This is a genomic window from Prauserella endophytica (genome assembly GCF_005146945.1).
Classification (GTDB): Bacteria; Actinomycetota; Actinomycetes; order Mycobacteriales; family Pseudonocardiaceae; genus Prauserella_A; species Prauserella_A endophytica.
Window position 1 is genome coordinate 12,625 of the sequence record NZ_SWMS01000016.1, and the last position, 12,994, is coordinate 25,618.

The window sequence follows — 12,994 nt, forward strand, 5'->3', positions numbered from 1 at the left end:
TGTGATGGCGCTCAACGGTTGGTGTGCCCCTGCGCGAGTCCGCCGGACCCGGCGGGCATTATTGGCGTCCATGAGCGAGCACTTCGACGTGCATGGCGGCGCGCGGTTGGTCGGCGAGGTCGAGGTCGTCGGCGCCAAGAACAGCGTGCTCAAGCTGATGGCGGCGGCACTGCTCGCCGAGGGCACGACAACCATCACCAACTGCCCGCAGATCCTGGACGTCCCGCTGATGGCCGACGTGCTGCGCAGTGTCGGCTGCGAGGTCAAACTCGACGGTGACACCGCGCACATCACGACGCCCTCCGAGCTTTCGCACCGCGCGGACTCGCCCGCCATGGGCAAGCTGCGGGCCTCGGTCTGCGTGCTCGGCCCGCTCGTCGGCAGGCTCAAGAAGGCCGTCGTCGCTCTGCCGGGCGGCGACGCCATCGGTTCCCGGCCGCTGGACATGCACCAGAACGGCCTGCGCAAGCTCGGCGCCACCAGCACCATCGAGCACGGCTGCGTGGTCGCCGAGGCCGACGGCCTGCACGGGGCCCAGATCTGGCTGGACTTCCCGAGCGTCGGCGCCACCGAGAACATCCTCATGGCCGCCGTGCTCGCCGAAGGCACCACGGTGATCGACAACGCCGCGCGCGAGCCGGAGATCGTCGACATCTGCACGATGCTCACCGAGATGGGCGCGAAGATCGAGGGCGCGGGCACGTCCACGCTGACCGTCCAGGGTGTCGAGTCGCTGCACCCCACCGAGCACCGCGTGATCGGCGACCGCATCGTCGGCGCGACGTGGGCCTTCGCGGCCGCGATGACCCGGGGTGACCTGACGGTGACCGGGGTGAACCCCCACCACCTGGAGCTGGTGCTGGAGAAGCTGCGGCTCGCCGGCGCCGACGTCACGACGTTCGACGGCAAGGGTTTCCGCATCGTGCAGCCCGAGCGGCCCCGCTCGGTGGACTTCGTCACCCTGCCGTACCCGGGCTTCGCGACGGACCTCCAGCCGTTCGCGGTGGCGCTGTCGTCGGTGTCCGAGGGCACGTCGATGATCACGGAGAACGTCTACGAGGCGAGGTTCCGGTTCATCGAGGAGATGGTGCGGCTGGGCGCGGACGCGCGCACCGACGGCCACCACGCGGTGGTCAGGGGCGTCGAGAAGCTCTCGAGCGCCCCGGTCTGGGCCTCCGACATCAGGGCGGGCGCCGGGCTCGTGCTGGCCGGCCTGTGCGCCGACGGCGTCACCGAGGTCTGGGACGTCTTCCACATCGACCGCGGTTACCCGCACTTCGTGGAGAACCTGAACCGGCTCGGGGCGCGCATCGAGCGCGTCGCCACCGAGCCGGAACGGGCCTGAGCGGTTACGGCAGCGCCACGAACGGGGCGAGGAACGCCCGCGCGGTGGGTGCGTCGAGCCGGTAGGTGACGTTCGTGGCGTAGCACGGCGCGTCGCCGGTGATCGTGGTGGACACCAGCACCCGCTCGCCGCCGATCAGCGCGAAGTTGGGTCCGCCCGAGTCGCCGTAGCAGGCGCCGCCGTTGCCCTGCGGCGCCGTCATGGCGAGCCGGACCCAGGTCTTGTTGAGCGCGTCGAACGACTCCGGTGCCTTCATCCGCACCCCGCCGCCCGGGTGGGTGTGCCCGCCCGGCCCTCGCCGTGCCTCCTGCGTGCCGTAGCCGGCAACCACGAACTCCGTGTCGTCGAGCCCCCGAGGGCCCAGCCGGTCGAGCTGGCCCTCCTCCGGCAGCGTGGCCGGTGTGAACTCCCAGCGAGCGGCCACCCCGGCGGCAGGCAACTCCACCACGGCGATGTCGTGCGAGTCGGCCGAGTTGCCGGGGTAGCCGGGCTCGCTGTGGGCGACGCCCTCGACGCCGACCGCGTCCGCGATGGCCGCCGGGTCGCCGGGGAACCGCTCGGCCGCGGCGTCGAGGCCGCCCTGCACGTCCTGGTCGAGCGACACGTGGAAGCGCGCGCCCCCGGGCCAGCCGGTGGTGCAGTGGGCGGCGGTGAGGAACGTGTCGGCGTCGACCATCGTGCCGGAGCACACCCAGTCGAACCGTTCGGGCGTCGCGGGATCACCGTCGTCGTCCCACGTCACCACGAGCGCGCCCACCTCGGTGCGCTCGGGAGCTGGGGTGGCGTTGTAGGAGTTGATGGCGGGTGCGGCGGTGGCCGCCGTAACCAGTGCCGTTCGTCTGGTCCCTAACCCTCGGCGGCCAGCGCGGCGCCGAAGCCGAACAGGGTGGTGCCCGTGACGGCGTCAAGCGCCCTGCGCACCCGGCGCCGCGACAGCCAGCCCCGCACCCGGTTGACGAACAGCAGCAGGAGCAACAGCCACAGCCCGCCCAGCACGGCGACGGTGTAGGCGAGCAGCAGCGCGTCGAACGGCGTGCTGTGCACGGGGTCGAGGAACTGCGGCAGCACCGACAGGTACAGCGCGAGCACCTTGGGGTTAGTGACGTTCGAGAGGAAGCCCTCGCGGAAGCGGCGGAACCCGCTCGAACGCGAGCCCAGCTCGTCCAGCGAGCCGTAGTCGCCGCGCCAGGCGGCCCGGAACGCCTGGACACCGAGGTAGCAGAGGTAGGCGACCCCGAGCCAGCGCACGGTGTGGAACACCGGCTGCGACTGCACGATGACGGCTCCGAGGCCGAACGCCACGGCCGTGCCCTGAAGCAGGTTGCCGACGGCGATGCCGGACGCAGCCAGCAGCCCGCCGCGGAACCCGCCCGCGAACGAGTTCTTGAGCGTCACGACCGTGTCGGGCCCGGGGGCCAGCACCACGACGATCACGAAGACCAGATAGCTGGCGTACGAACTCCATGTCACGTATGCCCACACTATCGGCACCTCCGGGGTGGAGGCTCGCGGTTTTCGGTCACAGCGGCCGGCGCAACACAACCCCGCTCGACGTGGTGCGTTACACGTCGCGGGGGTGGTTACCCCCAAGTACGCTGAACCATCAGCTGTCCCGAGGAGGTGCATCGGCGTGCCGTACCCGACCGACCGCGAGCGTGACCGGCCGTGGGTGATGCGGACGTACGCGGGTCATTCCTCGGCCGCCGCCTCCAACGACCTGTACCGGCGCAACCTCGCCAAGGGGCAGACCGGCCTCTCCGTCGCTTTCGACCTGCCGACGCAGACCGGTTACGACGCCGACCACAAGCTCTCCAGGGGCGAGGTCGGCAAGGTCGGCGTGCCCGTGGCCCACATCGGCGACATGCGCAGGCTCTTCGACGGCATCCCGCTCGCCGAGGCCAACACGTCGATGACGATCAACGCGCCCGCGATGTGGCTGCTCGCGTTGTACGTCACCGTGGCGCAGGAGCAGGCCGAGGCCGAGGGCCACGACCCCACGGAGGTGCTGGCGGAGCTCACGGGCACGACGCAGAACGACGTGATCAAGGAGTACCTCTCCCGCGGCACCTACATCTTCCCGCCGGGGCCGAGCCTGCGGCTGACCACCGACGTGATCGCGTGGACCGTGAACAACGTCCCGAAGTGGAACCCGATCAACATCTGCAGCTACCACCTGCAGGAGGCGGGCGCGACGCCGACGCAGGAGGTGGCCTACGCGCTCAGCACCGCGATCGCCGTGCTCGACGCCGTACGCGACTCCGGCCAGGTCGGCCAGGAGGACATGGCCAAGGTCGTCGGCCGCATCTCGTTCTTCGTCAACGCGGGCGTACGGTTCGTCGAGGAGATGTGCAAGATGCGCGCGTTCGCCGCGCTGTGGGACGAGCTGACGCGCGAGCGCTACGGCGTCACCGACGCGAAGGCCCGCCGCCTTCGCTACGGCGTGCAGGTCAACTCGCTCGGGCTCACCGAGGCCCAGCCGGAGAACAACGTCCAGCGCATCGTGCTGGAGATGCTCGCGGTGTCGCTCTCGCGCGGCGCGCGGGCGCGGGCGATCCAGCTGCCGGCGTGGAACGAGGCGCTCGGGCTGCCCCGGCCGTGGGACCAGCAGTGGGCGCTGCGCATGCAGCAGGTGCTCGCGTTCGAGACGGACCTGCTGGAGTACGAGGACATCTTCGACGGCTCGCACGTCATCGAGTCCAAAGTGGAGGAGATCGTCGCCGGTGCGCGCGAGGAGATCGCGCGGGTGCAGGACATGGGCGGCGCGGTGGCGGCCGTCGAGAGCGGATACCTCAAGTCGCAGCTCGTGTCCTCGCTCGTCGAGTACCGGCGCAAGATCGAGTCGGGCGAGCGTGTGCTCGTCGGCGTCAACCGGTTCGAGACCACCGAGCCGAGCCCGTTGCAGGCCGAGGGCGCCAAAGCGGTCGAGACCGCCGACCCCGTGGCCGAGAAGCAGGCCATCGCCGCGCTCGAACGCTGGCGGGAGACCCGCGACGACGAGGCCGTGCGGGTGGCACTGGAGACGTTGAAGGAGCAGGCGGGCACCACCGCCAACCTGTTCCAGGCGTCCCTCGCGTGCGCGCGGGCCGGGGTGACCACCGGTGAGTGGGCGGGCGCACTACGTGAGGTCTTCGGCGAGTACCGGGCACCCACCGGGGTGTCGGCCGCGTCCTCGCCCGGCGAGGGTGCCGAGGAGATCGCCGGCGTGGCGGCGAGCGTGCGCGCGACGAGCGAGGAGCTGGGCGAGCGACTGCGCATCCTCGTCGGCAAGCCGGGTCTCGACGGGCATTCCAACGGCGCCGAGCAGGTGGCCGTGCGCGCCCGCGACACCGGGTTCGAGGTGGTCTACCAGGGCATCCGGCTCACGCCGGAGCAGATCGTCGCCGCGGCGGTGCAGGAGGGCGTCCACGTCGTCGGGCTCTCGGTGCTGTCGGGCTCACACCTGGAGGTGGTGCCCGAGGTCGTCGACGGGCTGCGGGCGGCGGGTGCCGGGGACATCCCGGTGGTCGTCGGCGGCATCATCCCGGCCGACGACGCCGCCCTGCTGCGGGAGCGCGGCATCGCCCGGGTGTTCACACCCAAGGATTACTCGCTGACCGAGATCATGGCCGAAATCGTGACGGTGATCAGGCACGCTCGCGGTCTGCCGGACGAATGACTCCGCCGATCCGGTCAGGGGCCGAATCTCATGATCTCGTTATGGTAACAGCCTGTGGTCAGAGTTTTGCGATCCTTTGACCAGGCCGGGCGGCGCACCTACTTTCGGTGACTACGCCCCTGTGCGCGAGCACGTACCGGGCTTCGCATAGGGATTGACGACGAGGTCAATCGAAATGAGGTGCCGTCATGGCGCACAGCGAGTGGACCCGCAGAGAGTTCTTCAGGCGTTCGGCGGTCATCGGAGCGGCGGCGATCGGGGGGCCGACCTTGTTGTCCGCCTGCGCGGGCACCGGCGACGGCGACACGCTCCAGAGCGCGCGTGACTCCGGCATGATCCGTATCGGCATCGCAAACGAGCAGCCCTACGGCTTCGCCGACGCCTCGGGCAAGGTAACCGGTGAGGCGCCGGAAGTGGCCCGAGCCGTCTTCAACGCCATGGGCATCCGCAACGTGCAGAACAGCGTGGTCACCTTCGACCAGCTGATCCCCGCGTTGAACGCCCGGCAGTACGACGTGGTGTCGGCGGGCATGTTCATCACACCGGAGCGGTGCAACGCCGCGTTGTTCTCCACACCGGACTACACCGCGCTCGCCGCACTGCTCGTCCCGAGGGGAAATCCCCAGCAGGTCAAGAATTTCGAGGACCTCGCACAGAAGAACGTGAAGGTCGCGGTGCTCTCCGGTGCGGTCGAGAAGGGCTACGCGACCGCGGCGGGCGTGTCCGAGGACAACATCACGACGCTCGACACGCAGGACAGCATGCTCCGCTCCGTGATCGACGACCGCGTGTACTGCGCCGCGCTGACCGACATCTCACTGAAGTGGCTGGTCAAGCAGAACCCCGACGCGCCCGTCGAGGTCACCGAGAGCTTCCAGCCCGAGGAGGACGGCAAGCCGGTGATCTCCGCGGGCGGCTTCGTCTTCCGGCAGGGCGACGAGTCACTCCGCGACGCGTTCAACGAGCAGCTGAAGAAGCTGCACGACAGTGGCGAGTGGGTTCGCATCGTGGAGCCGTTCGGCTTCGGTGAGGTGAACCTGCCCAAGCCCGACGTCACCACCGAAAGTCTCTGCGGCGCGTAATCGGGAGGCGCCGTGTCCGACAACCTCGGCCGGATCATCTCCACGCTCCTCGAGGGAGTTCCGGTCACCATACAGGCGACGCTCGGCGGGATCGCGCTGACGATCGTGCTGGCGTTCATCGCGGGGCTCGCGCTGCTGTCGAAGTCGCGGACGGTGCGCGTCATCAGCCGGATCTACGTCGAAGGGTTCCGCGGCACATCCGAGATGGTGCAGCTGTTCTGGCTGTACTTCGTCCTGCCCGCACTCGTCGGGCTGCAGATCGTCCCGCTCTTCGCGGGCATCCTCGTGCTCGGTCTCAACCACGGGGCCTACGGTGCCGAGATCGTGCGCGGCGCCGTGCAGTCGGTGCCCAAGGCCCAGTACGAGGGGGCGGTCGCGCTCAGCCTCGGCCCGTTCGACCGCATGAGAAGGGTGATCCTGCCGCAGGCCGTCGTCGAGATGCTGCCGCCGTTCAACAACCTGTTCATCCAGCTGCTGAAGAGTACCGCGCTGCTGTACTTCATCTCGGCTCACGAGATCACGCAGAAGGGCGAGGAGCTTCGGCCCGCGCTTCCGATGGGTGACCTGACGGTCATCTACGCCGTCGAGCTGATCATCTACCTGTTGCTCGCCATCATCATCACCGTTGTGATGCGGGCTCTGGAGCGGGCGGGAGCCCGCAGGCTCGGTCGCAAGCCGCCACCGCGCAGCAAGGTCTTCTCCTCGGCCACGGCGGGGGGTGTGTGATGGACTGGGACTGGGAGTACGCGATCGACTCGCTGCCGCTGCTCGCGGAGGGCATACTCGTCACCATCGAGCTGACCGTGCTCGGCGCGCTGCTGGCCTACGTGCTCGGTCTCGTGTTCGCCATGATCCGCAGGGTGGGCGTGCCGGTGCTGAGCCAGTTCGTGTACCTGTTCGTGGAGTTCATCCGCAGCACCCCGCTGCTCATCCAGGTGTTCGCGTTCTACTACCTGCTGCAGCCCGCGATCGGGGTGAAGCTGTCACCGTTCCTCACCGGCGTGATCATGCTCGGCGTCCACTACGCCACCTACACCTCCGAGGTGTACCGGGCGGGCATCGAGGCGATCCCGAAAGGACAGTGGGAGGCCGCGAGGGCGCTGAGCATCCCGCGCGGTCGCGTGTGGACGGGCGTCATCCTGCCGCAGGCGGTTCCCCGAGTGCTGCCCGCGCTCGGCAACTACACGATCTCGATGTTCAAGGAGACCCCGCTGCTGCTCGCCATCGGCGTCGTGGACGTGCTGAACAGCGCCAAGGAAGCCGGTGCGGAGACCTTCCGGGTCATCGAGCCGTACACGCTGGCCGGCGTGTTCTTCCTCCTGGTGAGCTACCCGGCCTCGATCCTCGTCAGAAAGTTGGAGCGCCGTGTCGGAACCGTATAGCAGTCCCTCGTCGGACGTGATGATCCAATTCGACCGGGTGGTCAAGAAGTTCGGCGACCACGTGGTGCTCCGCGAGCTCGACTTCTCCGTCAAACCGGGTGAGTTCGTGACGCTCATCGGCCCGAGCGGGTCGGGCAAGACGACCATCCTGCGGCTGCTCATGACGCTGGAGACAGCGGACGACGGCACGATCCAGGTCGGCGGCGAGTACCTCAGCCACATGGAACGGGGCGGCAAGCTCGTGCCGGCAGACGAGCGGCACCTGCGCAACCAGCGCAAGCGCATCGGGATGGTTTTCCAGCAGTTCAACCTGTTCCCGAACATGAAGGTGCTGCAGAACGTCACCGAGGCGCCGGTCCGCGCGCTTGGGCTGTCCAAAGCGGAGGCCGAGCAGCGCGCCCGCGAACTGCTCGAGATGGTGGGCCTTTCCGACAAGATCGACGCGCATCCCATGCAGCTCTCCGGCGGGCAGCAGCAGCGGGTGGCGATCGCGAGGGCGCTCGCGATGCGGCCGCAGGTGCTGCTGCTCGACGAGGTCACCTCGGCGCTGGACCCCGAACTGGTGGCCGGAGTGCTGGCCGTGCTCAAGGAGATCGCCCGCACCACGGACATCACTTTCCTGTGCGTGACGCACGAGATGCAGTTCGCGCAGGACGTGTCGGACCGCGTGATGATGTTCGACCAGGGCCAGGTGATCGAGGACGCGCCGCCGGAGCAACTCTTCACGCAGCCCGCGCACGAGCGCACGCGCTCGTTCCTGCACGCCGTGATCGACAGGGCGGTCTGAACCGCCCGCCGCAGCGCGACACCGCGACTCGCCGATTTAACGTGCATGTCGCCGGTGTTGAATCCGCACGTCGTCGTGTCCTGCCGGCCATCCGAAGGTGTTGTCGGCGCCGGAAATTTTCTGTTCCGATTGCGCCCGAACAGGTGAATTGCCTAGGGTGAGTCCAATCGAGTCCGCGCTTACGGTTCCACCGCGGACGCGGGTGTCGGCTGACAGGAGCTACGAGTACGTGAACAACTCCAGCCTGAGCAGGCGCGGTTTTCTGCGTGGTGCCACCGGGGTGAGCCTTGGTCTCGCTGTGGGCGGCGGTGCGCTGGCCAGCGGATGCACGTCGATCAGTGTCGCGGCGGGAGGTGAAGGCGGCAACCTGCTCGATCGGCTACGCGACTCGGGCACGGTGCGGATGGGCTTCGCCAACGAGCGCCCGTTCGGCTTCATCGACGCAGAGGGAAACCTCACCGGAGAGGCCCCGGAGATCGGCAAGGCCGTTTTCCGCAGGCTCGGCATCGATTCGTTCGAGCCGAAGCTCGCCGACTTCAGCTCGCTCATCCCCGGTCTCAAAGCGGGCCTGTTCGACGTGATCGCCGCCGGGATGTACATCACGCCCGAGCGCTGCGCCGAGATCGAGTTCACCAACCCCGACTACAACGCCCCCGCGGCCTTGCTGCTGCGGCGGGGCAACCCGCTCGGTCTGTCCGATCTGGACAGTGTTGTGCAGAAGCGGGCGCGGATCGGGGTGCTGACCGGTTCGGTCGAGCAGGGCTACGCCGCCGATGTGGGCGTGCCGAACGGCCGCATCATCGTGTTCCCCGACCAGTCCTCCGGGATCGACGGCGTGCGCGCCGGCCGCGCCGACTGCCTCATGCTGACCCGGCTCTCGCTGGTGTCCGCGCTCGGCGAACGGCCCGGTTCCGGGCTGGAGATCGGCGATACCTTCATCCCGGTGGTCAAGGGCGAGAAGCAGTACGGTGCGGGCGGTTTCGGTTTCCGCAAGGGCGAGACCGCCATCGTCCGGGAGTTCAACCGCGAGCTTGCCGCCATGAAGGAGAGCGGCGAGGTGCTGAGGACCGTGCGTCCGTTCGGGTTCTCGCGGGACGAGATGACCGACCTCACGGCACAGCAGCTGTGCACGGGTACGGCGGGCTGAGGGGAAGCGGTCGATGTCTTCTGGCTTGATGTCCTATGTCTGGGAGGGATTGGGCAACACCCTCCTGCTCACGGTCTTCGGTGCGTTGCTCGGCCTGGTCTTCGCGTTCATCGCGGGGCTCGGGCGATCGAGCGAACGCACGTGGGTCCGCGGGATCGCGATGGTCTACACGGAGATCTTCCGCGGGTTTCCCTCGCTGGTCCTGCTGTTCGCGCTGATCTTCATCGTCCCCACCTTCGGCTACCAGCTGAACCCGCTGTTCGCCGGTATCCTCGCGCTCGCCCTGAACATCGGCGCCTACGCGGCCGAGGTCGTGCGCGGTGCCGTGAAAGCAGTGCCGCCAGGGCAGATCGAGGCGGCGATCGCGCTGAACTTCACGCCGTGGCAGCGGCTGCGCAAGGTGGTCCTGCCGCAGGCGGTCGTCGCGATGATCCCGCCGTTCACCAACAACCTGATCGAGCTACTCAAGGCGACCTCGCTCGTGTCGCTGGTCTACATCTCGGACCTGACCTTCTCGGCCCAGCTCATCCGCGCGTCGACGGGAGAGACCGCGCTCGTGTTCTTCGGTCTGCTCGTCGGCTACGGCGTCATCGCGCTGTTCTTCACGGCGATCATGAAGCTGCTGGAACGGATGGCGGCCCGCTCGCTCGGGCGCACCGTCCCGTCGGGACTGTTCGGGCGTAAGGAGGTCGCGGCGTGAACTTCGAGTGGAGCGGCGTGTGGGACGCGATGCCCACGATGCTCGACGGGCTGCTCGTCGCCCTCGCGGCCACCGGTATCGGTTACGTGATCGCGCTGGTCCTCGGACTCGTCTTCGCCTTCCTGCGGCGCAGCGACAACCGCTGGGTCAGCATGCCGGTGGGGTTCCTGGTGGAGTTCATCCGGTCGACCCCGTTGCTGGTGCAGCTCTTTTTCTTCTTCTACGTGCTGCCGCTCATCGGAATCAGTGCCTCGCCGCTGGCGACCGGCGCGTTCGCGCTCGGCCTGCACTACGCCACCTACACCTCGGAGGTGTACCGGTCCGGCATCGACGGTGTCCCGCCGGGACAGTGGGAGGCGGCGACGGCGCTCAACCTGTCGACGCGGCGTACGTGGACGAACGTGATCCTGCCCCAGGCGATCCCGCGTGTCGTGCCCGCGCTCGGCAACTACGTCATCGCGATGTTCAAGGACACCCCGCAGCTGCTGGCGATCACGGTGGTGGAGATGCTCGGCGGTGCGATCGCCATCGGTTCCGAGACGTTCCGCTACTCCGAACCGATCGCCGCCGCCGGACTCGTGTACCTCGTCGTCGCGCTGCTGATGGCCTGGGTCGCTCGTGTCGTCGAGCGCCGCTACGGCCAGGTCCGCGTCTGAGACTGCTAGAGAGGAACGACCTTGACCACCACCAACGGTGAGTTCATCACCTTCGACGGGGTGCACAAGAGCTTCGGCAAGAACGTGGTGCTCGACGACCTGTCCTTCTCGGTCGGCGAGGGCGAGCGGGTGACGCTCATCGGGCCGAGTGGCTCGGGCAAGACCACGATCCTGCGGATGCTGATGACGCTGACGCGGCCCGACCGCGGCACGATCGGCGTCGACGGCGACTACCTCTACCACGAGAAGCGCGGTGACCAGCTCGTCCCGGCGAGCGACGGGCACATCCGCAAGGTGCGCAGCCGGATCACGATGGTGTTCCAGCACTTCAACCTGTTCCCCAACATGAAGGTGCTGCGCAACGTCACCGAGGCGCCGATCCACGTGCTCGGCAAGCCGAAGGACGAGGCCGAGGCCAGGGGCAAGGAACTGCTCGAGCTCGTCGGCCTCGGTGACAAGCTCGACGCGCACCCGTCGCAGCTCTCCGGTGGACAGCAGCAGCGCGTGGCGATCGCGCGGGCGCTGGCCGTCGACCCGGACGTGCTGCTGCTCGACGAGGTCACCTCGGCGCTCGACCCCGAGCTCGCGGCCGAGGTGCTCGACGTGCTGCGCGACATCGCGAAGACCACCGACGTGACGATGCTGCTCGTGACCCACGCGATGAAGTTCGCGCGCGACGTCTCGCACCGGGTCCTGATGTTCAACGAGGGCAGAATCATCGAGGACGCCTCGCCCGAACAGCTCTTCAACGAACCCGAACACGAACGCACAAAGAGCTTCCTGCGTTCTGTCATCGACGAGACCTGACGAACGGGGCCGAACGGCGTTACGGTCAGGGGATGGGCGAGTACGAGCATCTCCTGGTCAAGCGAGAGGGTGACACGGTCACCATCACGATGAACCGTGCGTCGCGGCGCAACTCCCTGTCCGAGGGGCATCTCAGGGAACTGCTGGCGGCCTTCGAGGAGGCGGGTGCGTCCGACGCGACCGGCATCGTCCTCGCGGGCGCCGGGCCGGTGTTCTCCGCGGGCCACGACTTCGGTGACGTCGCCGCGCGCGACCTCATGGGTGTGCGCGAGCTGCTGCGGGTGTGCACGGACCTGATGCGGACCATGCACGCGGTGCCGCAGGTGGTGATCGCTCGCGTGCACGGCCTCGCGACGGCGGCGGGCTGCCAGCTCGTGGCGTCGTGCGACCTCGCGGTGGCCGCCGAGTCGGCCGGCTTCGCGCTGCCGGGCGGCAAGGGCGGCTGGTTCTGTCACACCCCCGCGGTGCCGGTCGCTCGCTCGGTGGGCCGCAAGCGGCTGATGGAGCTGGCGCTGACGGGCGACGTGGTGGACGCGGCGACGGCGTTGGACTGGGGCCTGGTCAACCGCGTGGTGCCCGATGCCGAGCTGGACGACGCCGTCGCGGAGCTGCTCGGGCGCGCGACGCGGGGGAGCCGGGCGGCGAAGGCGATGGGCAAGCAGACGCTCTACGCCCAGCTCGACCGGCCCGAGGACGACGCCTACGCCATCGCGATCGAGGTGATGGCGAGCGCGTCCCAGCTGCCGGGCGCCCGTGAAGGCATGGCCGCCTTCCTGGAAAAGCGCAAACCCAACTGGCCCGACTGATCACGCCCCAACTGCAGTGAAGGCCACCATGCCTGCGTTCAACGCAGTGAAGGTGGCCTTCACTGCAGTCAGGTCTGGCGCTCGTGGAGGAGCAGGAGGGCGTAGGCGGCCAGCGACTGGGCGTCGGTGATGTCGCCGTTCGCCACCATCTTGTCGAAGTCCGCTCGGGAGAAGGAAGCCGTGCGCATGTCCTGCTCCTCGTGCTCGCGCTCGTGCGGGCCCTCGCGCAGGTCCGTCGCCAGGTAGGCGGTGCCCCGCTGGCTCGACATGCCCGCCGCGACGTCGAGCACGCCGAGCTCCGTCATCGACCCGGCCTCGAGCCCGGTCTCCTCGCGCAGCTCGCGCGCGGCCAGCTCCAGCGGATCGGTGTCGGCCCGGCCGGGCGCGGTGCCCTGAGGGAACTCCCACCGGCGCATCCCGAGCGGGTACCGGAACTGCTCCACCAGGTGCAGGCGGTCGCCGTCGAGCGGGATGACCAAGGCGTAGCGCGGCTTGTCGACGACGCCGTAGATGCCGTCGGAGCCGTCAGGCCTGCGGATGGCGTCCTCGCGGACGGTCATCCAGTCGTTGCGGTACACCTCGCGGCTCGACACGCGCTGTATGGGGTCCACCATCCCAGTCTGCCAA

The 12,994-nt window shown here is 68.7% G+C and carries 14 protein-coding genes; 11 read left to right on the forward strand and 3 right to left on the reverse strand.

Annotation, left to right across the window (positions count from 1 at the left end; translation table 11 throughout):
• The first annotated feature begins 70 nt into the window (after positions 1–70).
• On the forward strand, positions 71–1,345 hold the full coding sequence (murA, locus tag FCN18_RS25350; protein WP_112271166.1) for a UDP-N-acetylglucosamine 1-carboxyvinyltransferase: 1,275 nt from the start codon (positions 71–73) through the stop codon (positions 1,343–1,345).
• A gap of 4 nt (positions 1,346–1,349) precedes the next feature.
• Here murA and FCN18_RS25355 read toward each other — a convergent pair whose 3' ends face one another.
• Both FCN18_RS25355 and FCN18_RS25360 read right to left on the reverse strand, forming a co-directional pair.
• Positions 1,350–2,090 (reverse strand): trypsin-like serine protease, encoded by a 741-nt coding sequence (locus tag FCN18_RS25355; RefSeq protein ID WP_228714121.1) that lies wholly within the window; start codon positions 2,088–2,090, stop codon positions 1,350–1,352.
• 101 nt (positions 2,091–2,191) lie between these two features.
• On the reverse strand, positions 2,192–2,815 hold the full coding sequence (locus FCN18_RS25360) for a LysE family translocator (protein WP_137096279.1): 624 nt from the start codon (positions 2,813–2,815) through the stop codon (positions 2,192–2,194).
• 160 nt (positions 2,816–2,975) lie between these two features.
• Here FCN18_RS25360 and FCN18_RS25365 point away from each other — a divergent pair, with 160 nt between their 5' ends.
• The 10 genes from FCN18_RS25365 to FCN18_RS25410 all read left to right on the forward strand — a co-directional run bounded on the left by FCN18_RS25365 (position 2,976) and on the right by FCN18_RS25410 (position 12,367).
• Positions 2,976–5,000 carry a protein meaA gene (locus FCN18_RS25365; protein WP_137096280.1) on the forward strand — a complete coding sequence of 675 codons (2,025 nt, stop codon included), beginning with the start codon at positions 2,976–2,978 and terminating at the stop codon, positions 4,998–5,000.
• Positions 5,001–5,188: 188 nt separating this feature from the next.
• On the forward strand, positions 5,189–6,082 hold the full coding sequence (ehuB, locus tag FCN18_RS25370) for an ectoine/hydroxyectoine ABC transporter substrate-binding protein EhuB (RefSeq protein ID WP_112271172.1): 894 nt from the start codon (positions 5,189–5,191) through the stop codon (positions 6,080–6,082).
• A gap of 12 nt (positions 6,083–6,094) precedes the next feature.
• Entirely contained in the window at positions 6,095–6,808 is a 714-nt protein-coding gene (gene ehuC, locus FCN18_RS25375) for an ectoine/hydroxyectoine ABC transporter permease subunit EhuC (RefSeq protein WP_112271174.1), read from the forward strand.
• Positions 6,808–7,464, forward strand: a complete 657-nt coding sequence (gene ehuD, locus FCN18_RS25380) for an ectoine/hydroxyectoine ABC transporter permease subunit EhuD (RefSeq protein ID WP_112271176.1) — start codon at positions 6,808–6,810, stop codon at positions 7,462–7,464. Before ehuC (FCN18_RS25375) ends, ehuD (FCN18_RS25380) begins: the two co-directional genes overlap by 1 nt.
• A gap of 19 nt (positions 7,465–7,483) precedes the next feature.
• Complete coding sequence (gene ehuA, locus FCN18_RS25385; RefSeq protein ID WP_112271178.1) at positions 7,484–8,251, forward strand: ectoine/hydroxyectoine ABC transporter ATP-binding protein EhuA; 768 nt, start codon at positions 7,484–7,486, stop codon at positions 8,249–8,251.
• Positions 8,252–8,480: 229 nt separating this feature from the next.
• The gene (gene ehuB, locus FCN18_RS25390) at positions 8,481–9,398 is read left to right on the forward strand and encodes an ectoine/hydroxyectoine ABC transporter substrate-binding protein EhuB (protein WP_228714122.1); all 918 of its coding nucleotides are present in this window, start codon (positions 8,481–8,483) and stop codon (positions 9,396–9,398) included.
• 13 nt (positions 9,399–9,411) lie between these two features.
• Entirely contained in the window at positions 9,412–10,098 is a 687-nt protein-coding gene (ehuC, locus tag FCN18_RS25395; RefSeq protein ID WP_112271179.1) for an ectoine/hydroxyectoine ABC transporter permease subunit EhuC, read from the forward strand.
• Positions 10,095–10,754, forward strand: coding sequence for an ectoine/hydroxyectoine ABC transporter permease subunit EhuD (gene ehuD, locus FCN18_RS25400; RefSeq protein ID WP_112271181.1), 660 nt, complete (start codon positions 10,095–10,097; stop codon positions 10,752–10,754). The genes ehuC (FCN18_RS25395) and ehuD (FCN18_RS25400) overlap by 4 nt, the downstream gene beginning before the upstream one ends.
• A 21-nt stretch (positions 10,755–10,775) precedes the next feature.
• A complete protein-coding gene (ehuA, locus tag FCN18_RS25405) occupies positions 10,776–11,561 on the forward strand; it encodes an ectoine/hydroxyectoine ABC transporter ATP-binding protein EhuA (protein ID WP_137096281.1) in 786 nt (261 codons plus the stop codon).
• A 32-nt stretch (positions 11,562–11,593) separates the two neighbouring features.
• Entirely contained in the window at positions 11,594–12,367 is a 774-nt protein-coding gene (locus tag FCN18_RS25410; RefSeq protein WP_112271185.1) for an enoyl-CoA hydratase-related protein, read from the forward strand.
• A gap of 68 nt (positions 12,368–12,435) precedes the next feature.
• Here FCN18_RS25410 and FCN18_RS25415 read toward each other — a convergent pair whose 3' ends face one another.
• Positions 12,436–12,978, reverse strand: a complete 543-nt coding sequence (locus tag FCN18_RS25415; RefSeq protein ID WP_112271342.1) for an NUDIX domain-containing protein — start codon at positions 12,976–12,978, stop codon at positions 12,436–12,438.
• Between the last annotated feature and the right edge of the window lie 16 nt (positions 12,979–12,994).